Genomic DNA, 26,752 nt, shown 5'->3' with positions numbered 1-26,752 from the left:
TGGGGCGGGGGAGCGGGGCGCCGCTCGGGCCAGTACCCGCACGAGTTCTCCGGCGGCATGAAGCAGCGCGCGCTGATCGCCATGGGCCTCGCCGCCCGTCCCAAGCTGCTCATCGCCGACGAGCCGACCAGCGCCCTGGACGTCACCGTCCAGCAGCAGATCCTCGACCACCTCGACCACCTCACCGGGGAGCTCGGTGTCGCGGTGCTGCTGATCACCCACGACCTGGGCCTCGCCGCCGAGCGCGCCCAGCACCTCGTGGTGATGTACAAGGGGCAGGTCGTCGAGTCCGGTCCCGCGCTCGAGCTGCTGCAGTCCCCGCAGCATCCGTACACGAAGCGGCTCATCGCCTCGGCGCCCTCGCTGGCCTCGCGCCGGCTGGTCTCCGCGGCCAAGCGGCTCGAGGTGCGCGAGGCCGCCCGGGAGCACGCCCTGGAGAACGCCCACGAGGGCGCCGCCCTCGAGGGCGTCCCCGCCGCATCTCGCGGCGAGGTCGAGTTCTCGCCCGAGTTCGGGTACTCCGAGCCGGATCCCACGGCGGTCATCGAGGTCCAGAAGCTCACCAAGGAGTTCTCGATCCGGGGCAGCGTGCCGTGGCGGACCACGCCCTTCCGCGCGGTGGACGACGTCTCCTTCGCCCTCGAGCGCGGCACCACCACCGCGATCGTCGGCGAATCCGGCTCGGGCAAGTCGACGGTCGCCCAGATGGTGCTGAAGCTCCTCGAGCCCACCTCGGGCCGGGTCCTCTTCGAGGGCCAGGACATCACCACCATCCGGGGCCGGGCCCAGAAGACGCTGCGCCGCCGGGTTCAGCCGATCTTCCAGAACCCCTATGGAACCCTCGACCCGATGTACTCGATCTACCGCACGATCGAGGAGCCGCTGCGCCTGCACGGCATCGGGAACGCGAAGTCCCGGGAGGCGAAGGTCCGCGACCTGCTGGACAAGGTGTCGCTGCCCGCCGCGATGATGCAGCGCTATCCCAACGAGCTCTCCGGCGGCCAGCGTCAGCGCATCGCGATCGCGCGCGCCCTGGCCCTGGACCCCGAGGTCGTCATCTGCGACGAGGCCGTCTCGGCCCTCGACGTGCTGGTGCAGGCCCAGGTGCTCGAGCTGCTCAACGACCTGCAGGCCGAGCTGGGTCTCAGCTACCTGTTCATCACCCACGACCTCGCGGTGGTGCGGCAGATCGCCGACCGAACCCTGGTGATGGAGAAGGGCCGGGTCGTCGAGCAGGGCACCACCGACGAGGTGTTCCACTCGCCGCAGCAGGAGTACACCAAGCGCCTGCTCGCCGCGATCCCCGGCGGATCCATCCCGCTCGCGGGCGCGGAGACGATCGACGTCGAGGCCCAGGCGGCCCCGGTGGGCGAGGGCGATGCGTCCGGCGGCGACGGGCCCGACGACGTCATCGATCCCTTCGCGCAGGCCGGTCACGTCTGATCGGTGATCCCGCCGCAGGGCGGGGCCGGAGCGAGGCCGGGGAGGACGCCGCAGGCGGCGGTCCTCCCCGGCCTCCGGCATGTCGGCGCCCCGTCGGACCTCGGATCCTCCGTCGGCCGACGGATGGAGCTGTCGGACCCCGGACCGGCCCGTCGGCCTCCGGACGGAGCCGTCGGCGCACCGCCCCGCACCGCGTCGAACCTCTCATCCGCCCACCGGTGCGCGGGCGGCTGGGGCCGATAGAATCGGCGCGGCCCTGGAGCGGGTCGCACCGCGGTGCGACCGGGCGCTGCTCGGTCCACGCCCCGCCGCGCTATCTGAAACGAGCACCTGCGTATGACCATCCAGCACCGCAACGACCTGCGTAACGTCGCCATCGTCGCCCACGTCGACCACGGCAAGACCACCCTCGTGGACGCCATGCTCACCCAGGGCGGCGCCTTCGGGGAGCGCGACAAGCACGACGAGCGGGCGATGGACTCCGGCGAGCTCGAGCGCGAGAAGGGCATCACCATCCTCGCGAAGAACACGGCGATCCGGTACACCGGCCCCTCCGCCGCGACGATCGGGGAGCCAGAGGGCATCACCATCAACGTGATCGACACCCCCGGCCACGCCGACTTCGGCGGCGAGGTCGAGCGCGGCCTGTCCATGGTCGACGGCGTCGTGCTCCTGGTCGACTCCTCGGAGGGCCCGCTCCCGCAGACCCGCTTCGTGCTGCGCAAGGCGCTCGCCGCGAAGCTGCCCGTGATTCTGGTGGTCAACAAGGTCGACCGCCCCGACGCGCGCATCGACGAGGTCGTCGGCGAGGCCACCGACCTGCTCCTGGGCCTCGCCTCGGACCTCGCCGACGAGGTCGAGGACATCGACCTCGACGCCGTCCTCGACGTGCCCGTCGTCTACGCCTCCGGCAAGGCCGGTCGCGCCTCCCTCGACAAGCCCGCCGACGGCACCCTGCCGGAGGAGGAGACGGTCGAGGCGCTGTTCAAGACCATCCTCGAGAAGATCCCCGCACCGAGCTTCGATGACGAGATGCCGCTCCAGGCCCACGTCACCAACCTCGACGCCTCCCCGTTCCTGGGCCGCCTCGCGCTGCTGCGCATCAAGAACGGCGAGCTCACCAAGGGCCAGCAGGTCGCCTGGTGCACACAGGACGGCGCCACGAAGACCGTCAAGATCACCGAGCTGCTCGAGACCAAGGGCCTCTCCCGCGAGCCGATGACGCGCGCCGCCCGCCCGGGCGACATCGTCGCGGTCGCCGGCATCCCGGAGATCATGATCGGCGAGACCCTCACCGACGTCTCCGACCCGCGTCCGCTGCCGCTCATCGCGATCGACGACCCGGCGATCTCCATGACCATCGGCATCAACACCTCGCCGATCGCCGGCAAGAACGGCAAGGGCCACAAGCTCACCGCTCGCCAGGTGAAGGACCGCCTCGATTCCGAGCTGGTCGGCAACGTGTCCCTCAAGGTGCTCCCGACCGAGCGCCCCGACGCCTGGGAGGTGCAGGGCCGCGGTGAGCTGGCCCTGTCGATCCTCGTCGAGCAGATGCGCCGCGAGGGCTTCGAGCTCACCGTCGGCAAGCCCAAGGTGCTCACCCGCACCATCGACGGGAAGACCCACGAGCCCGTCGAGCGGATGACCATCGACGTGCCGGAGGAGTACCTCGGCACCGTCACCCAGCTGATGGCCTCGCGCAAGGGCCGCATGGAGACCATGAGCAACCACGGCTCCGGCTGGGTGCGCATGGAGTTCACCGTGCCTTCCCGCGGCCTGATCGGCTTCCGCACCCGCTTCATGACCGAGACCCGCGGCAACGGCATCGCCTCGTCCTACGCCGACGGCTTCGAGCCGTGGATGGGCGACATCGAGTTCCGCAACACCGGGTCCCTCGTCGCGGACCGCCCCGGCGCCGTGACGCCGTACGCGATGATCAACCTCCAGGAGCGCGGCAGCTTCTTCGTCGAGCCCACCTCCGAGGTGTACACGGGCCAGATCGTCGGGGAGAACTCCCGCAACGAGGACATGGACGTGAACATCACCAAGGAGAAGAAGCTGACCAACATGCGCGCCGCCAGCGCGGACAGCTTCGAGAACCTGGTGCCGCCGCGGAAGCTCACCCTCGAGGAGTCCCTCGAGTTCGCGGGCGAGGACGAGTGCGTCGAGGTCACCCCCGAGATCGTCCGCATCCGCAAGGTGATTCTCGATCCCACCGAGCGTCGTCGCGCGGTTTCCCGGGCGCGTTCGGTCCAGTGATCCGGTGACGCCCCCGAACGGCCCGAGAACGGTCGACACCACCTCCGTCTCCGCCCGAGTCTCCCAGGCGGTGATGGCGGTGGTGATCGCCGTGATCTCGGTGCTGTTCCTGATCACCACGCATCGGATGCGGCTCGATCTCGGGTCGGTGCAGGTGCCGACGGGTCTGCTGCTGGGGCTGCTGTTCCAGGTCACGGCCTGCGTTTTCCTGGTCGCCTCGACCGGGGCCCGGCTGCCGCTGCTGCTCCTCGGTTCGCTGTGGGGGCTGATCGCCGGCCCGTTCCTCGGCAGAGGAGCGGGCGGCGGGGTGCTGGTCCCCGCCGTCGTCGCCGAGCAGACCCAGTACGCGGGCTGGATCGTGCAGGGCATCGGGATCCTGGTCCCCTTCGCGGCGGCGCTCGTGGTGACCCTGCGGCGGAGGCGGCGATGAGCTCACCCCGGCGCGACTGGGCGACCCTGCCCAACCTGGTCACCCTGCTGCGCTTCGTGCTGCTGCTCCCGGTGTGCCGCCTGCTGCTGGACGGCCCGGACACCCTCGCCGTGGTGCTGCTGCTGGTCTGGGCGAGCACCGACTGGGTCGACGGGCTCCTGGCCCGCACCCTGGACCAGACCAGCCGCGTCGGCGAGATCATCGACCCGATCGCGGACCGGCTGGGACTCGCCGCGATCGTCCTCACCCTCGCCCTCGCGGGCCTGCTGCCCTGGGCGGCGCTGGTGCTGATCCTGCTGATGGACGTGGCGATGGCGGCGCTCGCCACCCGCGCCGCGCTGGGCGGGCGCATCGCCGTCTCCCGGCTCGGAAAGGTCCGCACCTTCGTGCTGATGTCCTCCGTGTTCCTGCTGGTCGCAGCGGCCGCGTGGGCCCCCGGCCTGATCGGCGCGGTGCAGGTGCTGGTGTGGATCGGCGTGGTCCTGCACGTCGTCTCCGCGGCGGACTACATCCTCAGGGCGCGGCGTCCCGCACCCGACGCACCGGCGGCGGCGGGACCTCCTTCGTCGCGATGATCAGCACCCGGGGCACCCTCACGTCGCCGCGGCGCGTCATCACCGTCACCGACTCCTCATCGGTCGCGATCACGGTGCCCAGCGCATCGGTCATCGACTCGCCGTGCGGGGAACGGGAGCGGTCGATCGCGGAGCGGATCACGACGCGGCGCCCCTCCTGGAGGAAAGGCGCCCATCCGGCGCGGACCCGATCCGGGCTCTGCTCGTCCATCCCCCGAGGCTAGCGGTCCGGGGCCCGCGGCCGACGGGGTGTTCCTCGCATCACGTCCGCGTCGAGCGGCCGGGGACGGAGAGGGGTCGCGAGGCGGGGGAATGACAGAATGGACCCGGCTCGAGACCGGAAGGACGCCGCCCCATGACCTATGTGATCGCCCTGCCCTGCGTGGACGTGAAGGATCGCGCCTGCGTGGACGAGTGCCCGGTGGACTGCATCTACGAGGGCACCCGGTCGCTGTACATCCAGCCCGACGAGTGCGTGGACTGCGGCGCCTGCGAGCCGGTGTGCCCGGTCGAAGCGATCTACTACGAGGACGACGTCCCCGACCAGTGGGCCGAGTACTACGACGCGAACGTCCACTTCTTCGACGACCTCGGCGCCCCCGGCGGCGCGGCCAAGATGGGCGTCATCGACAAGGACCACCCCCTCATCGCGGCGCTGCCGCCGCAGAACTGAGCCGAGCCGCCATGACCGAGGAGACCCGCCCCGCCGGAGCCGCCCGGCGGTCGCTCGCCGGACGCCTGCCCGCCTTCCCCTGGGACGCCCTCACCGGTGCGAAGCAGCGGGCCGCCGCCCATCCGGAGGGCCTCGTGGACCTCTCGGTCGGCACCCCCGTCGACCCGACCCCGGCCTCCGTGCAGGCCGCGCTCGCGGCCGCCGCGGACAGCCCCGGCTACCCGCAGACCATCGGCACCCCCGCACTGCGCGCGGCGCTCGTCGACTTCCTGCGCCGCCGCCGTGGGGCGGGGGAGGACCTCACCGCCGACGCGGTGCTGCCCACCGTCGGCTCCAAGGAGCTGGTCGCGCACCTGCCCTTCCAGCTCGGTCTCGGGGCGGGCGATGCGGTGGCCTTCCCGCACATCGCCTATCCCACCTACGACATGGGTGCCCGGTTCGTCGGCGCCGAGCCGCTGCCCGTGGACGTGGCCGCCCTCGCCGCGCACGGCGATGCGGCGCTGCCGGATGCCGCGGCCGTCGACCGGATCCGTCTGCTCTGGCTGAACAGCCCCTCGAACCCGACGGGAGAGGTGCTCTCGGCCGCGCAGCTCGCCGCGGTGGTCGCCTGGGCGCGGGAGCGCGGGATCATCGTCGCCTCTGACGAGTGCTACGCCCTGCTGCCCTGGACCGTCGACGAGGTGCCCTCGGTGCTCGATCCGCGGGTCAACGGCGGCTCCCTCGACGGGCTGCTCTGCGTGTACTCGCTGTCCAAGCAGTCCAATCTCGCCGGCTACCGGGCCGCCTTCGTCGCGGGTGATCCCGCTCTCGTCGGCGAGCTCGTCGCGGTGCGTAAGCAGGCCGGGATGATGCTGCCCGGACCGATGCAGATCGCGATGACCGCCGCTCTCGGCGATGACGCGGCCGCCGCCGCCCAGCACGAGGTCTACCGCGCCCGCCGCGCCCTCCTCGCCCCCGCGGTCGAGGCGGCGGGGGGCCGGATCCACGGCTCCCAGGCCGGTCTGTACCTGTGGACGACCTTCGGCGAGGAGTCGATGGCGAGCGTCGAACGCCTCGCCTCGGCCGGTGTGCTGGTCGCCCCCGGCATGTTCTATGGTGAGGGGGGAGGGACCTTCGTCCGCATCGCCCTCACCGCCACCGACGAGCGCATCGCCGCCGCCGCACAGCGCCTCGCGCGCCTCTGAACGATCCGACCACGCACAACGGAGAGCCCATGGATCAGCCCACGTCGACCGCCCGCCTCACCCTCGGGGAGAAGTCCCTGGACCTGCCGGTCGTCCCGTCGGTGGAGGGCAACTCCGGCGTCGGGATTGGCCCGCTGCGCAAGGAGACCGGGAACGTGACCTACGACCCCGGTTTCATGAACACCGCCAACGCCAAGTCGGCGATCACCTACATCGACGGCGATGAGGGGATCCTGCGCTACCGCGGCTACCCGATCGAGCAGCTGGCCGAGAGCTCGACCTTCCTCGAGGTGTCCTACCTCCTGATCCACGGCGAGCTGCCCACGCAGGGCCAGCTGGAGAACTTCGTGGCCCAGGTCGAGCGGCGCACCCTGCTCGACGAGCGCTTCCGGCGCATGTTCGACGGCTTCCCCCGCGATGCCCACCCGATGGCGGTACTGCAGGCTGGCGTTTCGGGCCTGTCGACCTTCTACCAGGACTCGCTGAACCCCTTCGACGAGGAGCAGCTTCGCCTGTCCTCCGTGCGGCTGCTCGCCAAGGTGCCCACCATGGCCGCCTACGCGCACCGCATCGCGCAGGGCCACGCCCTCCTCTACCCGGACAACCGGCTCTCCCTGATCGAGAACTTCCTGCGCCTGACTTTCGGCTTCCCCGTCGAGGAGTACATCGCGGATCCGGTCGTGGTGCGGGCCATGGAGCAGCTGCTGATCCTCCACGCCGATCACGAGCAGAACTGCTCCACCTCGGCGGTGCGCCTGGTCGGCTCCGCGCAGGCGAACCTGTTCACCTCGATCTCCGCCGGCATCGGCGCCCTCTCCGGCCCCGCCCACGGCGGTGCGAACGCCGCCGTGATGGAGATGCTGAACACCATCCGCGACGAGGGCATGGACCCCCGCGACTTCATGGAGAAGGTGAAGAACAAGGAGGACGGCATCCGTCTGATGGGCTTCGGCCACCGGGTCTACAAGAACTACGACCCGCGTGCGAAGTTCGTCAAGAAGATCGCCGACGACGTCCTCGAGCGGCTCGGGGTCCATGACGAGCGCCTTGAGCTGGCGATGAAGCTCGAGGAGATCGCGCTGAAGGACGACTACTTCGTCGAGCGCAAGCTCTACCCGAACGTCGATTTCTACACCGGCATCATCTACAAGGCCATTGGGTTCCCCACCCACATGTTCACGGTCCTGTTCGCGATCGGCCGCCTGCCCGGCTGGATCGCGCAGTGGCAGGAGATGATCCACGATCCCGAGACGAAGATCGGGCGCCCCCGCCAGATCTACATCGGCGAGTCCGAGCGCGACTACGTGCCGATGGAGTCCCGCACCGGCACCACCGAGCTGCGTCTCGAGCAGCTCGCCTCCGAGGTCGAGGCCGAGCGCCGCGCGTACCAGGAGAAGCTCGCGCGCGAGCGTCGCCTGGACCACTGATCCGCTGAACCCACGGGCCCGGTGTCCTTTCCGACCTGGGCTGCGACGTGGCCGTCTCGTGTCCTCCCCCTGGACCCCTGCTCCTTCAACCCCACGGCCCCCCCACCCCCCCCCACCGGACCCCCACCGGGCCCGTCGCATGTCCTGCGAGGACGTGACGGGCGCGACATCGCCGCAGGTCCTCCGCGGGACCAACTGCCCGGGGCGAGACCCTCCCGCGGGCCTACGGTGGAGACATCGCGGAGGGCATCGTCCCGACCGGCCCTCCCGCTCCCGAGGAGGATCGCCATGACGTCAGCCACCACCGATCGCGTCGCCGCCGAGGCCGCCGGAGGTGATGCCTGGGCGGGATTCACCCCCGGCCCGTGGCAGGACGGCATCGACGTGCGCGACTTCATCCTGCGCAACTACGCGCCCTACGAGGGCGATGCCTCCTTCCTCGCCGGCCCCACCGAGAAGACCCTCCGGCTCTGGGACCACCTCGAGCGGACCTATCTCTCGGAGGAGCGGCGGCGCCGCGTCTACGACGTCGACACCGAGACCCCCGCGGACATCGACGCCTTCCCCGCCGGGTACATCAGCGAGGACGACGACGTGATCGTCGGCCTGCAGACCGACGTGCCGCTGAAGCGCGCCATGATGCCCAGCGGCGGCTGGCGCATGGTCGAGACCGCGATCCGGGAGGCGGGCAAGGAACCCGATCCGCGGATCCGGGAGATCTTCACCAAGCACCGCAAGACCCACAACGACGGCGTCTTCGACATCTACACCCCGCGGATCCGCGCCGCCCGCTCGAGCCACATCATCACCGGCCTGCCGGACGCCTACGGCCGCGGCCGCATCATCGGCGACTACCGCCGCCTCGCCCTCTACGGCGCGGACGCCCTGATCGCGGAGAAGAAGACCGCGAAGGACGCCGTCGCGGACCAGGGCTTCTCCGAGCACTGGGCCCGCTACCGCGAGGAGCACTCCGAGCAGATCAAGGCGTTGCAGAAGCTGATCCGCCTCGGCGAGATCTACGGTCTGGACCTGCGTCGCCCCGCGGCGACCGCCCAGGAGGCCGTGCAGTGGACCTACATGGCGTACCTCGCCTCGGTGAAGAGCCAGGACGGCGCCGCGATGTCCATCGGTCGCCTCTCCGGCTTCCTCGACGTGTACTTCCAGCGGGATCTCGTAGCGGGCACCCTCACCGAGTCCGCGGCGCAGGAGATCATCGACGCGCTCGTGATCAAGCTGCGCATCGTCCGCTTCCTGCGCACCATCGACTACGACCAGATCTTCTCCGGCGACCCCTACTGGGCGACCTGGTCCGACGCCGGATTCGCCGAGGACGGTCGACCGCTGGTCACGAAGACCTCGTTCCGGCTGCTGCAGACCCTGCGCAACCTCGGCCCTGCCCCGGAGCCCAACATCACCATCTTCTGGGACCCTGCCCTGCCCGAGGGGTACAAGGAGTTCTGCTCCGCGATCTCCATCGAGACCTCCTCGATCCAGTACGAGTCCGACGCGCAGATCCGCGAGCGCTGGGGTGACGACGCCGCGATCGCCTGCTGCGTCTCCCCGATGCGGGTCGGCAAGCAGATGCAGTTCTTCGGTGCCCGCGTCAACGCCGGCAAGGCCCTGCTGTACGCCCTGAACGGCGGCCGCGACGAGGTCTCCGGCAAGCAGATCACCGAGCCCGGGCTGCACACCCCGATCACGGGCGAGGGACCGCTGGACTTCGACGAGGTGTGGCAGCGCTACGAGGAGATGCTCGACTGGGTGGTCGGCACCTACGTCGAGGCGCTGAACATCATCCACTACAGCCACGACCGCTACGCCTACGAGGCGATCGAGATGGCGCTGCACGACAGCGAGATCGTGCGCACCATGGGCTGCGGCATCGCGGGCCTGTCGATCGTCGCGGACTCCCTCTCCGCGATCCGCTACGCGCAGGTCACCCCGGTGCGGGACGAGACCGGACTGATCGTCGACTACGTGACCGAGGGCGAGTTCCCCCGTTACGGCAACGACGACGACCGCGCCGACGACATCGCGGCGACGATCGTGCACACCGTGATGCAGAAGATCAGCGCGATCCCGATGTACCGCGACGCGATCCCCACGCAGTCGGTGCTGACGATCACCTCGAACGTCGTCTACGGGAAGGCCACCGGGTCCTTCCCCTCGGGGCACCGGGCGGGGACGCCCTTCTCCCCGGGGGCGAACCCGGAGAACGGCGCCGACACCCACGGGATGGTCGCCTCGATGCTGTCGGTCGGCAAGCTCGACTACCAGGACGCCCTCGACGGCATCTCGCTGACCAACACCATCACCCCGCAGGGGCTCGGCCGCACCAAGGATGAGCAGGTCGCCAACCTCGTCGGCATCCTCGACGCCGGCTTCCTCATCGACCAGGACTGACGGATCCACCCGGACCGACGGGACCTCCCCGTCGGCCGACCGCACCCACCACCCCGCACACCCCGAGGAGACACCGATGAGCACCCCCACCTTCGACAGCCGCCTGGCGTCCATGCGCGCGAACCGCGCCCGGAACAACGCCGAGTCCGGCCTGTTCCACGCCAACATCAACGTGCTCAACAAGGACACGCTGATCGACGCGATGGAGCACCCGGAGAACTACCCGAACCTGACCGTCCGCGTCTCCGGCTACGCGGTGAACTTCGTGAAGCTCACCCGCGAGCAGCAGCTCGACGTCCTGGACCGCACCTTCCACCAGGGGGCCTGACCCCGCCATGACCGACATCGCTCTCCCCGCGGTGCCCGCCCCGACCGTGCCCCGTCGCCACGGGGCCGGGCTCGACGGGGTGGCCGCCGCGGACCTCGACCGCGCCGAGCGCCTCCGGGCGATCCGCGCGGGAGAGGTCGCCTCGGTCCACTCCTGGGAGCTGGTCACCGCCGTCGACGGCCCCGGTACCCGGCTGACGGTGTTCTTCGCCGGCTGCCCGCTGCGCTGCGTCTACTGCCACAACCCCGACACCATGGAGCGGCGCCGCGGCGAGGAGGTCGAGGTCTCCGAGCTGATCCGCAAGGTCCGCCGCTACCGGCCCGTGTTCCGCTCCACCGGCGGGGGGATCACCCTCTCCGGCGGGGAGGTGCTGATGCAGCCCGCCGCCGCGGCGCGGGTGCTGCACGCGGCCCGCGAGATGGGGGTGCACACCGCGATCGACACCTCCGGCTATCTCGGCGCCGCCGCCTCCGACGCGATGCTCGAGGACGTCGACCTGGTGCTGCTGGACGTCAAGTCCGGCAGCGAGGAGGCGTACCGGGCGCTGACCGGCCGCTCCCTGCAGCCGACGATCGACTTCGGGGACCGGCTCGCCGCCCGCGGCACCGCCCGGGTGTGGATCCGCTTCGTGGTCGTCCCCGGATGGACCGACGACGTCGAGAACGTCGAGCGGGTCGCGGACATCGTCGAGCGCTGGTCCGCGGTCGTGGACCGCGTCGAGGTGCTGCCCTTCCACAACATGGGCCAGGACAAGTGGGACAGCCTCGGCATGGAGTACCGGCTCCGGGATGTCGCCCCGCCGTCCGCCGAGGTGGTCGAGCGGGTCCGCGAGCAGTTCCGCGACCGTGGGCTCACGGTCTTCTGAGCCCGGGGGCGCCCCGGACTGCTCCGGACGCCTCAGCCGCCGGCGACCAGCACCACCACTCGCTCGCTGTCGCCGCCGTCGGCGTCCGCCCAGCGCGCAGCCTGTTCGCCCCGCACCGCGCGATCCCAGACCCGACCCTGATAGCTGACCTGCACCACGGCGTCGTCGGCCGCGCGGGCCACGGCCCAGTTCGCGAGCGCCCAGCCGAGCGTCTCGTCGCCGCCGACGTCGATCACCAGCGCGGTGGCCCCCGCCCCGCCGGGCACCTGCGGCGCCGACTCGGCCGCGCCCGCGAGAGCCGTCGTGATCCGGCCCGCCTCGGTGAGGCGCGGGAACTGGCGGGCGATCTCGGCACGGACCTGCTCGGGGGAGACGGTCGCCCCGACATCCTCGAGGGAGCAGACCAGGTTCGCCCCGGACTGCCCGGTGAGCGCGGAGGCGTACAGCCGCCCCTCGGTCTCGTGGTCCCGGTACGCCTCCGGGAAGCCGCTGCGCTGCACCTCCTGGGCCACGTCGTTGATGTCGCCCTGCGCGTAGCCCTCGACCTGCTCGAGCGCGTCGTAGAAGGCGTTGGCGGAGTAGATCGGATCCATGATCTCCTCCTCCGTGCCCCACCCCTGCGAGGGCCGCTGCTGGAACAGCCCCAGCGAATCGCGGTCGCCGTGGTCGATGTTCTGCAGGCGCGACTCCTGATAGGCCGTCGCGAGCGCGATCGACGCCGCGCGCGGCGGCATGCCCCGGTCCACGGCGATCGCGCTGATCAGCGCGGCGTTCGCGACGCGGTCGGTGGTGTAGCGGTGGCTGGTCCCGAGGCCGGTGGCGACGCAGGTCCCGGCGTGGGCGGGGGAGCCGTAGCGCTCGAGCGCGAGATAGGAGCCGCCGGCGATCCCGCCCAGCAGCAGCACCATCACCAGGGGGATCGCGAGGTGACGCGTCGCGGAGCGCGCGGGGCGGGCGCGATGCGTCACCTCGGATCCCTTCGGGTGGTGCGGGCGGGAACTGTCAGTTGGCGTGCAGCGCCTCGTTGAGGGCGACGGTCTGCCCTGCCCGGGCGACGACCTCGACCGCACCGGTCAGCGAGTTGCGGCGGAAGAGCAGGTTCGGCACGCCGGAGAGCTCACGGGCCTTGACCACGTGCGGCTCGACGCCGGCCTCGCCGACCACCGTGACCTTGGTGCCGGCGGTGACGTACAGCCCCGCCTCGACCACGCAGTCGTCGCCGAGGGCGATGCCGATCCCGGCCTCCGCGCCGATCAGCGAGCGGCGGCCGATGCGGACCCGCTCGGTGCCGCCGCCGGAGAGAGTGCCCATCGTGGAGGCGCCGCCGCCCACGTCGGAGCCGTCCTCGACGATGACGCCCTGGGAGATGCGGCCCTCGATCATCGAGGTGCCGAGGGTGCCGGCGTTGAAGTTCACGAAGCCCTCGTGCATCACCGTGGTGCCCTCGGCGAGGTGGGCGCCCAGGCGCACGCGGTCCGCGTCGCCGATGCGCACACCGGCGGGCAGCACGTAATCGACCATGCGCGGGAACTTGTCGACCGAGAACACCGTCGGGGTGCGGCCCGCCGCGATCAGGCGCAGGCGGGTCTCCTCGAAGCCGGTCACCGCGCAGGGACCCTCGGAGGTCCACACCACGTTGGTGAGCGCTCCGAACAGGCCGTCGAGGTTCTGGGCGTTGGGCTGCACGAGCCGGTGGGAGAGCAGGTGCAGGCGCAGATAGGCGTCGGCCGCATCGGCCGGGGCGGCGGTGAGGTCGATCGCGCGGACCACGACCTCCTGGGCGGTGGCGCGCACCTCGTCCTGGGTCGCGGCGGCGGCGAGCTGCGCGTGGAGGGGGTGGGCCGCGGGATCCGCGGGCGCCTCGCCGAGCTCCGGAGCCGGGTACCAGGCGTCCAGGGTCGAGCCGTCGGCGGCCAGCGTGGCCAGGCCGATGCCCCACGCGTGGGTGGCGGGAGCGGTCGTCGGGGCGGAGGTGTCCGTCGTCGAAGAAGTCATGGGGCGAGTCTACGGAGCGGTCCCGAGAAGGAGCCGGGGGAGTCCGACGGGCGGGGCGAAGGACACACGAGGGCCGGGGACGCCTTGCACCGCGACCTGCCGGAGGTCGGCACCGCCGCGCCGCTCACACCGCCGGCGTCGCCCCGCCCGAGGTCGCGGAGCCGACCCACTCGATCGCGCGGGCCCGGCGCACGACCCGCTCGAGCCGTCGGCCGTTCAGATGGCTCCACAGCGCCGCGGCGGCGATGAGCACCGCTCCGCCGACGAGAGCGGCGAGGGAGGAGGTCAGCAGGTCGCTCTCGCCGACGGCGAGCAGCGCGATCAGCAGCACCGCCGCCCCGGCGACGAGGGCCAGCACCCCGGCCGCGAGCAGCAGCGCGGGGCCCAGGGCACGCAGGATCGCCGGGCCGGCCGATTCGCGCTGCGGCCCGATCGCCATCGGCAGGCCGCGGCCCAGCTGGCCCGGACGGTCCACGGCCCAGTCCAGCAGCGCCCGGTCCCGGCGGCGGGTCGCCACCGACCCGACGACCGCGGCCACCAGCAGCGACAGCGCCGCCCCGCCGACGAGCCACGCCAGCTCCTCCGGGTACGCGGAGAGGGTGAGCGCCGACGCCCGGTCGCGGGGCCACGCATCGAGGACGGCGACGGTGGCGAGGAGGCCGAGCGCCGTGAGCAGGAGCAGACCTTCGAGGACCCGCCAGGGGGTCTGCCGCGCGGCACGCTGCGCCGCGGCGGCCGACTCCAGCTCCTCGACCAGCGCCTCGTGGTCCTCCTCGAGCGCGACCCGACGCTCATCGGCCAGGCGCTCCGCGAACTCCTCGGGCCCCGGTCCGCTGCGCAGGGAGCGGGCGTAGCGGGCGCGCTGCGCCGGGGTCAGCCAGGCCGTGAGCACGGCGGCATCGGCCAGCGCCCGCTCCTCCGGCAGCGGCGTCGACTCGGCGATCGCCCGGATCCGCGCGAGCTGACGGCCGCCCATCAGCCGCGGCATCTCCGAGGAGACGGCACGGGGCAGATGGCGGGGCGGCGGCGCGGTCGACATGCGTCCATGGTCCCAGAACCCGTCGGCCGACGGTGCCCGACACGAGTCGGACCACCGCACAGGGCATCGCATACTGGGAGGATGACCGATCGCTCCGAGCCCCTGCGCACCCTCGCCGTCGTCGGCGCCGGTCCCCGCGGCACGGCGATCGTCGAACGGCTCGTCGCCGCCTCCCGCACCGGGTCCTGGCAGGGGCCGCTCACCGTCCACGTGATCGATCCGCTCGTGGGGCGCGGGGGAGCGGTGTGGCGTCATGACCAGCCCGAGGTGCTGCTCATGAACACCACCACCTGCCAGACCACGCTCTACCCCGATGCGAGCTGTCATCCGCAGCTCCCCGCCGCGCACCGGGACACCCTCGCCGACCATCTCGCCGCCGAGGGATACGCCCCCACCGACTTCGCCTCGCGCGCCGCCCACGGGCGCTACCTCGCCGCCGTCCTCGAGCGCGCGATCGCCGATGCCGACCCGCAGCGGCTGCGGATCGTCCCGCACGCCGCCGAGGCGGTCGACGTCACCGGACCCGCCGACGGTCCCCAGCGGGTGCGACTCGATGACGGGAGGGTGCTGCGCGTCGACGCGGTCGCCCTCGCCCTCGGGCACCTCGCCACCGCCCTCGGCCCCCGCTCCCAGCAGCTCGCCGACGCCGCCGAGCGGCACGGCCTGCTCCACCTCGGCCCCGCCAACCCGCTCGAGGTCGACTACGCGGCGATGCTCGGTCGTGAGGCCGTCGCGGTGCAGGGGATGGGGCTGAACTTCTACGACGCGATCGGCATGCTCACCTCCGTGGCGGGTGGCCGTTTCGTGCCGGACGACGAGGCTCCCTCGGGCCTCCGTTACCTGCCCGGCGGCGGCGAGCCGCTGCTCGTGGTCGGCTCCCGCTCGGGGATGGTCTACCGCCCGAAGCCCGACCTCGGCAGCGAGCTGCCGGCCCCCTACACGCCCGAGGTCCTCACCCCCGAGCGGGTGCTCGAGCTCGCGGTGCGCCCCGCCGGCGTGGACCACGAACGGGAGGTCATGCCGCTGATCCTCGCCGAGCTGCGCCGCGCGCTCGCCGCGGCTGGTTTCGCCGAGCTCGCCCGCGACGGGGCGCTGCTGCCGCTGCTGTTCCCCTTCGGTCGGCGCGGCGGGGACGCCCGGGCCGTCGAGGACGCGCACCGCCGTACCCGCGACGTGCTGCGGGAGGCGCTGCGCGCCGCAACCGCCCCGGACCCCGCGTGGGTGCTCGTGTATCGCGTGCTGATCGCGATGCGCGTGCAGGTCAATCGGCTGATCGACCTCGGTGCCTATACGACCGAGTCGGTGCGCCGCGACATCGACGGCCACCTCCGCAACGCCTTCGCCTCCTGGGCCTCGGGACCGCCCGTGCTCCGCGCCCGCCAGGTGCTCGCCCTCGAGGAGGCGGGGCTGGTGCGCTTCGTCGGCCCGCGGATGCACCTCGACATCGACGAGGCCGCGGGACGCTACGCCGTGCGCGGCGCGGAGGGTGCGAGCCTGCTCTGCGACGGCGTGCTCGAGGCGCACCTGCCGCCCGTGGACCTCCCCGCCTACCGCAGCCCCCTGCTCGGCGCCTGGCGCGAGCGGGGCGAGGCGCAGAAGGACTCCTGGGCGTCCCGCGGCAGCCGCACCCGTATGCTCACCGGCTCGATCGCCGTCGACGGCCTGTACACCCCCGTCGGCACCGACGGCACCGTCTACGAACGGCGCCTCATGGTGGGCGTGCCCGTCTCCACCGCGCAGCCCGGATCCGCGATCACCGCCGAGCCGGGGACCTCCGCCCAGCTGCTGCGCCACGCCGAGGCGGTCGCGCTGCGCCTCGCCCGGGCCGGAGGTGCCTGGACCGCGGAGTGAGCGGTCGGGTGCGGGAGGGAGCCCGACGTGAGCGGCACCTGCCCGCCGCCGCGGCGCCCGTCGGCCGTGGCACCATGGCCGCCATGAGCACGAGCGACGCCCCCGCCCTGGACCCCACCGCCCCGATCGCGGATCTCACCGCCGCGATCGTCGACATCGAGTCGGTCTCCGGGAACGAGCGCGCCCTCGCCGACGCGATCGAGCAGACGCTCCTCCATCGCGCCCCGCACCTCGAGGTGCTCCGCGACGGCGACACCGTGATCGCCCGCACCGACCGCGGACTCCCGCAGCGCGTGCTGCTCGCCGGGCACCTCGACACCGTCCCCCTCGCCGGCAACCTCCCCTCCCGTCGCCGGGTGCGGGAGGGCCGCGAGGAGCTGTGGGGGCGCGGCAGCTGCGACATGAAGGGCGGGGTCGCCGTGCTGCTGGCCCTGGCCGTCGAGGCCGACGCCGCCCCCATGGACCTCACCTGGATCTTCTACGACCACGAGGAGGTCGCCGCGGCCGACAACTCCCTCACCCGCCTCGCGGCCGAGCGGCCCAAGCTGCTCGAGGCCGACTTCGCGATCCTCGGCGAGCCGACCTCCGCCGGCGTCGAGGGCGGCTGCAAGGGCACCATGAAGCTCGAGGTCACGGCGCGCGGCATCGCCGCCCACTCCGCCCGGGACTGGGTGGGGGACAACGCCATCCACCATCTCGCTCCCGTCCTCGAGCGGCTCGCCGCCTACGAGGCGCGCCGCGCCGTGATCGACGGGCTCGAGTACCGCGAGTGCCTGAACGCCGTCGCGATCAGCGGCGGCATCGCCGGGAACGTCATCCCGGACCGGGCGAGCGCCACCCTGAACTACCGCTTCGCCCCGGACACCTCCGTCGAGCAGGCCGAGGCGCACGTGCGCGAGGTCCTGGCCGGCCTCGACCTCGACATCGAGGTGACCGACGCCGCGCCCGGCGCCCTGCCCGGTCTCGACACCGCCCCGGCCCGCGCCTTCCTCGCCGCCCTCGGCGCGGACGTCCCGGTCGCTGCGAAGCAGGGCTGGACCGACGTCTCCCGCTTCGCCGCCCTCGGCACGCCCGCGGTCAACTTCGGCCCCGGGGACCCGCTGCTCGCCCACACCGACGACGAGCACGTCCCGGTCGCGGACCTCGAGGCGGCCCTCGCGGGATTGCGGAGGTTCCTCGCACCGTCGGCCCCGGCGACTACGCTCGATGCATGAGCACCCCGACGTCCTCGACCCCCGACAGCGCCGCCCCGACCCCGGACAGCGCCGCGCTGCGCGACCGCGAGCATCGCAAGGGGCCGGTCACCCTGCGCGGGGCCCAGCGCCCCACCCGCACCACCGACCAGCGCCTGCTCGAGGAGGACGGCCCCGGCGACTGGGTCCACTCCGACCCCTGGCGGGTGCTGCGCATCCAGTCCGAGTTCGTCGAGGGCTTCGGGGCTCTCGCCGAGCTGGGCCCGGCCGTGTCCATCTTCGGCTCCGCGCGTCTCCCCGCCGGGCACCCGCATTACGAGCTGGCCCGGGAGATCGCCGCCGGCATCGTGGAGATGGGCTACGCGGTGATCACCGGTGGCGGCCCCGGCATCATGGAGGCCGGGAACCGCGGCGCCAAGGAAGCGGGCGGCGTCTCCGTCGGCCTCGGCATCGAGCTGCCGCACGAGCAGGGGATGAACCAGTACGTCGACCTCGGCGTCGACTTCCGCTACTTCTTCGCCCGCAAGACCATGTTCGTGAAGTACTCCAGCGGCTTCGTCGTCATGCCCGGCGGTTACGGCACCTTCGACGAGCTCTTCGAGGCCCTGTGCCTCATGCAGACCCACAAGGTCGAGATGTTCCCCGTGGTGCTCGTCGGCCGCGCCTACTGGCAGGGGCTGCTCGACTGGCTGCGCAGCGCCGTGCTGGACGAGGCCACCATCAACCCCGAGGACATCGACCTGCTGCGCGTGGTGGACACCGCGGAGGAAGCCCTCGCGGTGCTGCGGGAGGCGGCGCAGCGGTGACCGCCGCGAGCCCGATGGTGCTCCTGCTGCTGCTCGTCGCAGTGGTCGTCGGCGTGGTCCTGGTGCTGGTCGCGCTGGGCCGGATCGGGGGCGGGATCGAGCTCCCGCGGAGGCGTCACCGGGCACGGCGCTCCAGCAGGTCCGAGGACCTGAGATAATGGACACCGTACCCGCGCTGTCCGAGGCCCCGTCCGGGGGAGCACCTCGGGGCAGCGACACATCAAGGAGGCACGCCATGGCCGCTATGAAGCCGCGCACCGGAGACGGTCCGCTCGAGGTCGTCGAGGAAGGTCGCAGCATCATCATGCGCGTCCCGCTCGAGGGGGGCGGCCGTCTGGTCGTCGAGATCTCGGCAGCGGAGGCCGAGGAGCTGCGTGACGCCCTCGGCGGCGTCATCAAGGCCTGATCCACGGCATCAGCCGCTCTCGGGGCCTCGCACCGCACGGTGCGAGGCCCCGCTGCTGTGTCGGGGTGGGGTGTGCGGCGGGCCCGGCGAGGGAGGTGCCCAACTCCCGCCCGGCCGCCGGGGAACCCGCACCGGCCCTCAACTCCCGCCCGGCCACGGGAAACCCCACAGACTTGGGCTTATCGGCGCCGAATAAACCCAAGTCTGTGGGGCTAACCGGAGGCGCGAGGGGATGGCGACCTCGGGGCCGCGAGGGGAGAGGGGCGCGACGGACGCGACGGGCGCGAGGGCGGGGGAGAGGGCCCTCAGGGGCGGAGCACGGCGGCGAGCACGCCGTCGCCGCTGCTGGTCAGCACGCTGACCAGGTCCTCGCACTCCGAGACGGCGCGGAGCAGCTCGCGGACCGCGCGCGTCGAGGTGTCGCGGGCCGCCGGATCCGCGACCCGGTCGTGGAAGAGGGCGTGCGGCACGACGAGCACGCCGCCAGGGCGCAGCAGCCGACGCGCATGCTGCAGCAGATCCAGGGAATGCGGGGCCTGGGCGGGGAAGCACACCAGGTCGTAGGCGTGGTCGGTCAGCCGGCCCACCACCTCGCGGGGCTGCCCCGCGATCGTGCGCACGCGGGGAGTGCGCACCCGGGCCTCGGAGAAGGCCTCCCGGGCGGCGCGCTGGTTCTCGACCTCGGGATCGATGGTGGTGAGCACCCCGTCGGGATGCATCCCGGAGAGCAGGTAGAGCGAGCCGACGCCGCTGCCGGTGCCGATCTCCACGGCGGTGCGGGCCTGCACCGCGGCGGCCAGCATGCGCATCAGCGCGCCGGCCCCGGGCAGGACGGGGGCCGCGCCCAGCTCGTTGCCGCGGTCGCGCGCCCGGGCGAGCACGCCGTCGTCGGCGAACAGGGACGCCTCGTCGAGGAACTCCTCGCCATGGGCCCAGCTGGCCACCTTTCCGGACGACATCCGCGCTCCCTCTCCGTCGCTGCTCCTGACCGGCCAACTGTACGACAGAGCCTGGGACCGGCCTACTGCTCCCGGTGCAATAATGGCACCGCTAATCGTCGGACCCGATCAACAGGTGGAGCATGGGCGGCACAGGATTCATGGGACTGGGCGGGTGGGAGCTCGTCATCCTGCTGATCGTGTTCCTGCTCTTCGTGGGTCCGCAACGGCTCCCCGAGGTCACACGGCAGCTCGTCTCCTGGGTCCGCCAGGCCCGTCGCTGGGTCGACGACTCCCGCGCCACGGTCGAGGACGAGATGGGCATCGCCATCGACGACCTGCGCAAGTACGACCCGCGCCAGTACGATCCCCGCCGCATCATCCGCGAGGCCTGGGGCGATACCTCCCTCGAGGACATCGTGCCCAGCAAGGAGGCGCTCAGCGTCGCCGCCGGCGGTGCCGCCGCGGGCGCGGCCGCCTCCCGGTCCAAGAGCTCCACGAAGGGCAAGAAGAAGGACGAGGGGCCCAAGCGCGCCCCCTTCGATCCCGAGGCCACCTGAGCCGGCCGACGACGCCGGTCTCCAGGGACCGTCCGTCGGGTCCGTCCGCCGGGACCGTCAGCTCCGGGTGACCGACAGCGGCAGCTTCATCCCGCCCAGTCCGCGCGGTGCCCGGGTGAGCGAGCGGGCGACCTCCCGCAACGCGGTCGCCGCAGGGGAGTCCGGATCCGAGACCACGAGCGGCACGCCCTGGTCCGCGCCCTCGCGGAGGGCGGGCTCGAGCGGGATCCGCCCCAGCACCTGCACGGGATGCTTCACGGCACCGGCGAGGGTCGCGGCGACCCGGTCCCCGCCGCCCGTACCGAAGACCTCCATCACGCTGCCGTCGGGCAGGGCGAGTCCGGCCATGTTCTCCACGACGCCGGCGACCTCCTGCTCGGTCGAGGTGGCGAGGGAGCCGACGCGCTCGGCGACCGAGGCCGCGGAATGCTGCGGGGTGGTCACCACCAGCATCTTCGCCCCGGGCAGCAGCTGCGCGACCGAGATCGCGACATCGCCCGTGCCGGGCGGCAGGTCCAGCAGCAGCACGTCGAGATCGCCCCAGAAGACATCGGAGGCGAACTGCTCGATCGCCCGGTGCATCTTCGGTCCGCGCCAGACGACGGCCTGACCCTCCGGCACGAACATGCCGATGCTCATCACCGCGACGCCATGGGCCTGCGGCGGCATCAGCAGGTCGGAGACCTTCGTCGGCTGCTCGGTGATCCCGAACATCCCCGGCATCGAGAAGCCGTGGATGTCGGCGTCGATGACGCCGACGCGCAGACCGTCGGCGGCCATCGCCGCCGCGAGGTTCGCGGTCACCGTCGACTTCCCGACACCGCCCTTGCCGGAGGAGACGGCGTAGATGCGGGTGAGGTTCCCGGGCTGGTTGAAGGGGATCTGGCGTCGGCCCTGGCGCAGCCTCTCGGTCAGGGCGCGTCGCTGTTCCTCGGTCATCGCCGAGGTGGAGACCTCGACGCGGGTCAGCCCGGGAACGGTCGCGGTGGCCTCGGCGGTGTCCCGCTCGATGCGGTCCCGCATGGGGCAGCCCTCGATGGTCACGAGCACCTCGACGCGCGCGACGCCTTCGGCATCGACCGTCACCTCGTCGACCATGCCCAGCTCGGTGATGGGCCTGTGGATCTCGGGGTCGATCACCCCGGTGAGCGCCTCGTGGATCTGCGCGACCCGGGGGTCGACGTCCGCGTGCTCCGTGCTGGTCATCGGGTCTCGGGCTCCTCGGGGGCGGGGGTCGGGGTGGGGTCGGGGCCGACGGCGGGGCCGCCGCTCGCGAGCGCGGCGGCGAGCTCCTCGCGCACCATGGCGCGCAGCAGTTCCAGGTCGGGCGCGGCGAGGGCGGGCGTCTGCGTGTTCTCGCGGTCCGCCGCGGCACCCCGGCCGGAGGCGCCGCTGCGGGCGCCGGGCTTCTCCTCGGGCTCGAGCTCCTCGAGCAGATCCCGCAGCTCGCCGCGCACGAAGTCGCGCGTGGCGACGTCGTTCAGGGCCAGGCGCAGGCCCGCGATCTCACGGGTGATGAAGTCGGTGGTGGCGTGATTGCGCTCGTTGGACTGCCGGTCCTGCTCGACCTGCACGCGGTCGCGGTCGTCCTGGCGGTTCTGTGCGAGCAGCAGCAGCGGTGCGGCGTAGGAGGCCTGCAGGGACAGGATCAGCGTGAGCAGGGTGAAGTTCAGCGCCCGCGGATCGAACTGCGCCGACTCCGGCGCGAGCGAGTTCCAGGTGAGCCAGACGGCGCAGAAGACCGTCATCGCGACGAGGAAGGCGGGGGTGCCCATCGCGCGGGCGAAGGCCTCCGCCCCGCGACCGAAGGCGTCCCCGGAGAGGGGATTGCGCGGCAGCAGACGGCGGTTGCGGGGCGCCGGGTCGTCGAGGTTCCCCGAGGAGTGCTCGGCCATCATCCCTCCCCCTCCCGGCTGTCACGAGAGGTGGCCCGCGCGATCTCGGACAGGTCGATCTGCCCGGTGATGGGGCGCGGCTCGTCTTCCTCGCGCCAGTCCTCGGGCAGGACGTGGTCGAGCACGTCGTCGACCGTCACCGCGCCGAGCAGGCGCCCGTCGTCGTCGATCACGGGGATCGAGACCAGGTTGTAGGTCGCCATCTCGCGCGTGACCTCGGAGAGGTGGGCGGAGGGGGCGACCGCGACCTTGTCCGCGTCGAGCAGGTCGCCGACCGCGCGGTCGGGTCGCTCGCGCAGCAGCTGCTGGAAGTGGACGATGCCCAGCAGCTTCCCCGTCGGCGTCTCGAGCGGGGAGCGGCACACGTGCACCGTCGAGGCGAGCGCGGCGTGCAGCTGCTCGCGGCTGATCATCGCCAGGCACGTCGCGACGGGCGTCTCGGGGGCGACGACCAGCGGCTCCGTGGTCATCATGCCGCCCGCGGTGTACTCGTCGTACGCCAGCAGGCGGCGGACGTCCTCCGCCTCCTCGGGCTCCATCAGGTCCAGCAGCTCCGAGGCGACCTGCTCCGGCAGCTCCTGGACGAGGTCCGCGGCGTCGTCGGGGTCCATCACGTCGAGCACGTCGGCGGCACGGGTCGCGTCCAGCCCGGTGACGACCTCGACGCGGATGTCCTCCGGCAGCTCCTCGAGCACGTCGGCGAGGCGCTCGTCGGACAGCTCCGCCGCGAGCTCGATGCGCCGTTTCGCATCCAGCTCCTGGATGATCTCGCCGAGATCCGCCGGGTTCAGCTCCTGGTAGGACGCGGCGAGCAGATGCGCGGACTGCTCGGCCTGCGTGCCGTAGAGCCCCGTGACCTCCTCGGGATCCACCGTGAGCGTCGCGCCGCGGCTGACCAGGCGCGAGAGGGACCCGCCCTTGGCGCGGCGGCGGACGTGCAGGCGCGAGACCTCCCAGTCGCGATGCCGGTTCTGCTCGAGCGCGACGTCGAGCACGGTCGCCTCCCCGGAGCCGTCGGTCAGCGACACCACGCGGTCCAGCAGGTCGCCGATCACGAGCAGCTCGCCGGCGCGCTTCTCGAAGCGGCGCACGTTGAGCACCCCGGTCGAGATCACCTGTCCGGGGGAGATGGAGGTGACACGGGTGATGGGGAGGAACACGCGGCGCTTGGCCGCGACCTCGACGACGAATCCCACCGCGCGCGCCGGGGCCCGGTCCTGGGGCACCACGACGACGTCGCGCACGGTCGCCACCGCGTCCCCGATCGGGTCGAAGACGGAGGTGCCGGCGAGGCGGGCGGCGTAGAAGCGCGGCGTCTGGGTGGTGCTCACCTGCCCAGGGTAGCCATCCAGGCCTCCACGTCGTCAGCGCGGCGGGGCGCCGCGGCCGAGAGGTTCTCCACTCCGTCGGCGGTCACCAGCACGTCGTCCTCGATGCGCACGCCGATGCCGCGCAGCTCCTCGGGCACGAGCAGGTCGTTCTCCTTGAAGTAGAGGCCCGGTTCGATGGTGAAGACCATGCCCTCGGTGAGCTCCGCGTCGAGGTACATCTCCCGCCGCGCCTGCGCGCAGTCGTGCACGTCCATGCCCAGGTGGTGGCTCGTGCCGTGCACCATCCAGCGGCGGTGCCACTGGCCCTCGGGGGCGAGGGACTCCGCGGCGGTGCCTGGCAGCAGGCCCCACTCCTCGAGGTGGCGGGCCACGACCTCCATCGCGGTCGCGTGCAGGTCGCGGAACCGCAGGCCGGGTCGGGCGACGGCGAAGACGGCGTCGGCCGCCTCGAGCACCGCCTCGTAGACCTTCCGCTGGGCGGGGGAGAAGGTGCCGGAGACCGGGAGGGTGCGGGTGACGTCGGCCGTGTACAGCGAGTCGACCTCGACGCCGGCATCGACCAGGACCAGGTCCTCCGGGCGCACCTGGCCGTCGTTGCGGATCCAGTGCAGGGTGCAGGCGTGGTCGCCCGCGGCGGCGATGGTGTCGTAGCCGACGCCGTTGCCGTCGGCGCGCGCGGTGCGGGCGAAGACGCCCTCGATGACCCGCTCGCCGCGCGCATGCGCGACGGCCTCGGGGAGATGCGCGACGACCTGCTCGAAGCCGCGGATCGTGGCGTCGACGGCGGCCCGCATCTGCTCGATCTCGTAGGCGTCCTTGACCAGCCGCTGCTCGCTCGCGGCCTCCTTCAGCGCGGCGTGCTCGGTCTGCGCCTCGTCCCCGCCGGGCAGTCCGTTCTGGGTGCGGATCTCCTCGACCATCGCCTCGACGGCCGCGTCGACACCGGGCATCGCCGCGAGGGAGAGCTGGGCGCCGACGTCTTTCGCGAGGTGATCGCGCAGCTCGTCGATGTGGCGCACCTCGACGCCGAGACGACCGGAGGCCTCCTCGACGGTGAGGCGGCGTCCCACCCACATCTCCCCGTAGCGGGAGTCCGCGTAGAACTCGCTCGAGTCGAAGCCCGCGCGGGGGCGGAAGAAGTAGGTCGCCCGGGCGGTGTCCGGATCCTCCGGCGAGGGCTCGACCACGAGCACGCTGTCGGGCTCCTCATCGGTGCCGAGGCCGCTGTAGTAGGCGAAGGCGGTGTCGGGGCGGAAGGGGTAGTCGGTGTCGTTCGAGCGCACCTTCAGCACCCCGGCGGGGAGCACCAGGCGGGTCGCCGGCAGGCGGCGCACGAGCGCATCGCGACGTGCCGGGGTGTGCGCCGACGCGGGCAGCGGCTCCGCCGCGGGGACCGTCTCGTCCCACCCGGAGGCGATGAACTCGCGGAACGCCTCGTTGGTGGGGCGCTGCGAGCGCGAGTCACCGCGGGAGGAGAGGTCCTTGGCCGCGCTCCCGGAGGCCTCCGGGGTCGAGGGGTCCTGCGGGGTCGGGGTGTCCTGCGGGGTCGAGGTGTCCATCCCCCGATCGTCTCACGCGGCCCACTACGCTGGGTGCATGAGAGACAGGTCAGCCCTCGAGGACGCGGAGCGCATCGACCTGCACACCCACACCTCCTGGTCCGACGGCACCTGCACCGTCGCCGAGCTGCTCGCGCGGGCCGCGGAGGCGGGTCTGGGGACGATCGCGGTGACCGATCACGACACCGTCGGGTGCTGGGGCGAGATCCCGGCGGCCAGCGCGGCGAGCGGCGTCTCGGTGGTGCCCGGGATCGAGGTCTCCGCCGAGCACCAGGGGCTCAGCGTGCACGTGCTCGCCCTGCTCGTCGACCCCTCGCCGGACACCGAGCTCGCGCACGAGATGGCCCGCGCCCGCCGCAGCCGCGTCGAGCGGGCGCAGCGGATGGTCGAGCTGATCGGCCGCGACCACCCCATCGCCTGGGAAGACGTCCGCGCGCAGGCGGCCGACGGGGACACGGTGATCGGTCGCCCCCACATCGCCGACGCCCTCGTCGCCCACGGCGTGCTCCCGGACCGCTCCGCGGCGTTCCGCGAGATCCTCCATCCGAGCGGCCCCTACTACGTGCCCTACTACGCACCCTCCCCGGCGACCGCTGTGTGGGCCATCCGCGAGGCGGGCGGGGTCGCGATCGCGGCGCATCCCGCGTCGGGGACAAGGGACGCCGAGGTGCCCGCGTCGGTGCTGGAGGACATGATCGGCGCCGGGCTCGCGGGCATCGAGGTCGATCACCGGGAGCAGGACGAGCCGGAGCGGCGGCGACTGCGGGAGTTCGCCCGGTCTCATGGGCTCCTCGTGACCGGCGGCAGCGATTACCATGGCGCGGGCAAACCCAACCGGCTCGGAGAGAACCTCACGCAGCCGGACGTCCTGGCCGCGATCATCCGTCGCGCCACGAGCAGCACCGAGGTCATCCGTCCATGGACCTGGTCGACCTGAGCTTCCTCGCGGGAGTCTTCGTCACCCTCTTCGTCATCATCGACCCTCCGGGGACGATCCCGATCTTCCTGTCGCTGACCGGCAGCATGACCGCGAAGCAGCGGTCCCGTGCCGCCCTGGTCGCCGTGGGCGTCGCGATGCTGATCATCAGCACCTTCGCGCTGTTCGGCCGCTTCATCCTCGACTACATGCACATCTCGCTGCCGGCGCTGCAGTTCTCCGGCGGTCTCCTGCTGCTGATCATCGCGCTGCAGCTGCTGGCCGGCAAGGAGGGGGAGATGGCCGCGAGCGACGGGGTCAACGTCGCCCTCGTGCCGCTGGGGACGCCGCTGCTCGGCGGTCCCGGCGCGATCGTGGCGATGATGCTCTTCGTCGACCAGACCGGCGGCCGCTCCGACCGCATCGCGGCGCTCGTGATCGCGCTCGTGCTCATGGCCGTGGTCATGTACTCGGTGATGCGCTTCTCCGGCATCATCGCGCGGCTGCTCGGCAAGGGCGGCGTCACCCTCGTCACCCGGATCGCGGGCGTGCTGCTGGCCGCGATCTCGACGCAGATGATCTTCGACGCCATCCACTCGTTCCTCATCGGCTGGGGCGTCGTCCCCGGCTGAACGATCGGGCAGGGTACGACACCCGCCGACGAGCGAGGGCCCGG

25 protein-coding genes and 2 pseudogenes are annotated in these 26,752 nt (G+C 72.3%); 18 read left to right on the top strand and 9 right to left on the bottom strand.

The window, feature by feature from the left end; translation table 11 throughout:
- Positions 1-12 precede the first annotated feature (12 nt).
- The 4 genes and pseudogenes from V1258_RS10120 to V1258_RS10105 all read left to right on the top strand — a co-directional run.
- A pseudogene (locus V1258_RS10120) lies at positions 13-1,443 on the top strand (dipeptide ABC transporter ATP-binding protein); the annotation flags it as partial.
- Between the two features lie 336 nt (positions 1,444-1,779).
- On the top strand, positions 1,780-3,702 hold the full coding sequence (typA, locus tag V1258_RS10115; RefSeq protein WP_329749534.1) for a translational GTPase TypA: 1,923 nt from the start codon (positions 1,780-1,782) through the stop codon (positions 3,700-3,702).
- 4 nt (positions 3,703-3,706) lie between these two features.
- Positions 3,707-4,132: a hypothetical protein gene (locus V1258_RS10110; RefSeq protein ID WP_329744827.1), complete on the top strand. Its 426-nt coding sequence runs from the start codon at positions 3,707-3,709 to the stop codon at positions 4,130-4,132.
- The gene (locus V1258_RS10105; RefSeq protein WP_329744828.1) at positions 4,129-4,707 is read left to right on the top strand and encodes a CDP-alcohol phosphatidyltransferase family protein; all 579 of its coding nucleotides are present in this window, start codon (positions 4,129-4,131) and stop codon (positions 4,705-4,707) included. Before V1258_RS10110 ends, V1258_RS10105 begins: the two co-directional genes overlap by 4 nt.
- Here V1258_RS10105 and V1258_RS10100 read toward each other — a convergent pair.
- On the bottom strand, positions 4,646-4,918 hold the full coding sequence (locus V1258_RS10100; RefSeq protein ID WP_329749533.1) for an acetyltransferase: 273 nt from the start codon (positions 4,916-4,918) through the stop codon (positions 4,646-4,648). The genes V1258_RS10105 and V1258_RS10100 overlap by 62 nt on opposite strands.
- A 144-nt stretch (positions 4,919-5,062) precedes the next feature.
- On the opposite strand from V1258_RS10100, the gene fdxA reads away from it, so the two are divergent.
- From fdxA to pflA, 6 genes and pseudogenes are all read left to right on the top strand, one after another.
- Positions 5,063-5,380, top strand: coding sequence for a ferredoxin (gene fdxA, locus V1258_RS10095; RefSeq protein WP_329744830.1), 318 nt, complete (start codon positions 5,063-5,065; stop codon positions 5,378-5,380).
- An 11-nt stretch (positions 5,381-5,391) separates the two neighbouring features.
- On the top strand, positions 5,392-6,564 hold the full coding sequence (gene dapC / locus V1258_RS10090) for a succinyldiaminopimelate transaminase (RefSeq protein ID WP_329749532.1): 1,173 nt from the start codon (positions 5,392-5,394) through the stop codon (positions 6,562-6,564).
- Positions 6,565-6,593: 29 nt separating this feature from the next.
- Positions 6,594-7,991 carry a citrate synthase gene (locus V1258_RS10085; RefSeq protein ID WP_329749531.1) on the top strand — a complete coding sequence of 466 codons (1,398 nt, stop codon included), beginning with the start codon at positions 6,594-6,596 and terminating at the stop codon, positions 7,989-7,991.
- Between the two features lie 288 nt (positions 7,992-8,279).
- The gene (locus V1258_RS10080) at positions 8,280-10,394 is read left to right on the top strand and encodes a pyruvate formate lyase family protein (RefSeq protein ID WP_329749530.1); all 2,115 of its coding nucleotides are present in this window, start codon (positions 8,280-8,282) and stop codon (positions 10,392-10,394) included.
- Between the two features lie 145 nt (positions 10,395-10,539).
- Positions 10,540-10,722: pseudogene (locus V1258_RS10075) on the top strand (glycine radical domain-containing protein); the annotation flags it as partial.
- Between the two features lie 7 nt (positions 10,723-10,729).
- Positions 10,730-11,587 (top strand): pyruvate formate-lyase-activating protein, encoded by an 858-nt coding sequence (gene pflA, locus V1258_RS10070; protein ID WP_329744835.1) that lies wholly within the window; start codon positions 10,730-10,732, stop codon positions 11,585-11,587.
- 32 nt (positions 11,588-11,619) lie between these two features.
- Here pflA and V1258_RS10065 read toward each other — a convergent pair whose 3' ends face one another.
- The 3 genes from V1258_RS10065 to V1258_RS10055 all read right to left on the bottom strand — a co-directional run bounded on the left by V1258_RS10065 (position 11,620) and on the right by V1258_RS10055 (position 14,621).
- Positions 11,620-12,495 (bottom strand): hypothetical protein, encoded by an 876-nt coding sequence (locus tag V1258_RS10065; protein WP_442878613.1) that lies wholly within the window; start codon positions 12,493-12,495, stop codon positions 11,620-11,622.
- Positions 12,496-12,589: 94 nt separating this feature from the next.
- Entirely contained in the window at positions 12,590-13,582 is a 993-nt protein-coding gene (dapD, locus tag V1258_RS10060) for a 2,3,4,5-tetrahydropyridine-2,6-dicarboxylate N-succinyltransferase (RefSeq protein WP_329749528.1), read from the bottom strand.
- A 124-nt stretch (positions 13,583-13,706) separates the two neighbouring features.
- Positions 13,707-14,621, bottom strand: coding sequence for a hypothetical protein (locus tag V1258_RS10055; protein WP_329749527.1), 915 nt, complete (start codon positions 14,619-14,621; stop codon positions 13,707-13,709).
- Between the two features lie 81 nt (positions 14,622-14,702).
- On the opposite strand from V1258_RS10055, the gene V1258_RS10050 reads away from it, so the two are divergent.
- The 5 genes from V1258_RS10050 to V1258_RS10030 all read left to right on the top strand — a co-directional run bounded on the left by V1258_RS10050 (position 14,703) and on the right by V1258_RS10030 (position 18,877).
- Positions 14,703-16,472 (top strand): FAD/NAD(P)-binding protein, encoded by a 1,770-nt coding sequence (locus V1258_RS10050; RefSeq protein ID WP_329749526.1) that lies wholly within the window; start codon positions 14,703-14,705, stop codon positions 16,470-16,472.
- Between the two features lie 83 nt (positions 16,473-16,555).
- On the top strand, positions 16,556-17,686 hold the full coding sequence (dapE, locus tag V1258_RS10045) for a succinyl-diaminopimelate desuccinylase (RefSeq protein ID WP_329749525.1): 1,131 nt from the start codon (positions 16,556-16,558) through the stop codon (positions 17,684-17,686).
- On the top strand, positions 17,683-18,471 hold the full coding sequence (locus V1258_RS10040; protein ID WP_329749524.1) for a TIGR00730 family Rossman fold protein: 789 nt from the start codon (positions 17,683-17,685) through the stop codon (positions 18,469-18,471). The genes dapE and V1258_RS10040 overlap by 4 nt, the downstream gene beginning before the upstream one ends.
- The gene (locus tag V1258_RS10035; RefSeq protein WP_329749523.1) at positions 18,468-18,629 is read left to right on the top strand and encodes a hypothetical protein; all 162 of its coding nucleotides are present in this window, start codon (positions 18,468-18,470) and stop codon (positions 18,627-18,629) included. Before V1258_RS10040 ends, V1258_RS10035 begins: the two co-directional genes overlap by 4 nt.
- A gap of 77 nt (positions 18,630-18,706) precedes the next feature.
- Positions 18,707-18,877 (top strand): DUF3117 domain-containing protein, encoded by a 171-nt coding sequence (locus V1258_RS10030; RefSeq protein WP_329744843.1) that lies wholly within the window; start codon positions 18,707-18,709, stop codon positions 18,875-18,877.
- A gap of 305 nt (positions 18,878-19,182) precedes the next feature.
- Here V1258_RS10030 and V1258_RS10025 read toward each other — a convergent pair whose 3' ends face one another.
- Entirely contained in the window at positions 19,183-19,836 is a 654-nt protein-coding gene (locus V1258_RS10025; RefSeq protein ID WP_329749522.1) for an O-methyltransferase, read from the bottom strand.
- Positions 19,837-19,958: 122 nt separating this feature from the next.
- Here V1258_RS10025 and V1258_RS10020 point away from each other — a divergent pair, with 122 nt between their 5' ends.
- Positions 19,959-20,375 (top strand): twin-arginine translocase TatA/TatE family subunit, encoded by a 417-nt coding sequence (locus V1258_RS10020; RefSeq protein ID WP_329749521.1) that lies wholly within the window; start codon positions 19,959-19,961, stop codon positions 20,373-20,375.
- 57 nt (positions 20,376-20,432) lie between these two features.
- Here V1258_RS10020 and V1258_RS10015 read toward each other — a convergent pair whose 3' ends face one another.
- The 4 genes from V1258_RS10015 to V1258_RS10000 are packed head-to-tail and all read right to left on the bottom strand — an operon-like array spanning position 20,433 to position 25,160.
- A complete protein-coding gene (locus V1258_RS10015) occupies positions 20,433-21,581 on the bottom strand; it encodes an Mrp/NBP35 family ATP-binding protein (RefSeq protein WP_329749520.1) in 1,149 nt (382 codons plus the stop codon).
- Complete coding sequence (locus V1258_RS10010; protein WP_329749519.1) at positions 21,578-22,270, bottom strand: DUF1003 domain-containing protein; 693 nt, start codon at positions 22,268-22,270, stop codon at positions 21,578-21,580. Before V1258_RS10010 ends, V1258_RS10015 begins: the two co-directional genes overlap by 4 nt.
- Positions 22,270-23,601 carry a magnesium transporter MgtE N-terminal domain-containing protein gene (locus V1258_RS10005; RefSeq protein ID WP_329749518.1) on the bottom strand — a complete coding sequence of 444 codons (1,332 nt, stop codon included), beginning with the start codon at positions 23,599-23,601 and terminating at the stop codon, positions 22,270-22,272. The genes V1258_RS10010 and V1258_RS10005 overlap by 1 nt, the downstream gene beginning before the upstream one ends.
- Positions 23,598-25,160, bottom strand: coding sequence for an aminopeptidase P family protein (locus V1258_RS10000; RefSeq protein ID WP_329749517.1), 1,563 nt, complete (start codon positions 25,158-25,160; stop codon positions 23,598-23,600). Before V1258_RS10000 ends, V1258_RS10005 begins: the two co-directional genes overlap by 4 nt.
- Positions 25,161-25,197: 37 nt before the next feature.
- Between V1258_RS10000 and V1258_RS09995 the strand changes: the two genes are divergently transcribed.
- The gene (locus V1258_RS09995) at positions 25,198-26,097 is read left to right on the top strand and encodes a PHP domain-containing protein (RefSeq protein WP_329749516.1); all 900 of its coding nucleotides are present in this window, start codon (positions 25,198-25,200) and stop codon (positions 26,095-26,097) included.
- Positions 26,079-26,708: a MarC family protein gene (locus V1258_RS09990; protein WP_329749515.1), complete on the top strand. Its 630-nt coding sequence runs from the start codon at positions 26,079-26,081 to the stop codon at positions 26,706-26,708. Before V1258_RS09995 ends, V1258_RS09990 begins: the two co-directional genes overlap by 19 nt.
- The last annotated feature ends 44 nt before the right edge of the window (positions 26,709-26,752 follow it).

Origin of the sequence: Brachybacterium sp. J153 (assembly GCF_036311905.1) — a bacterium.
Classification (GTDB): domain Bacteria; phylum Actinomycetota; class Actinomycetes; order Actinomycetales; family Dermabacteraceae; genus Brachybacterium.
The sequence above is the reverse complement of the archived record's forward strand: the minus strand, read 5'-3'. Positions and strand labels throughout refer to the sequence as shown.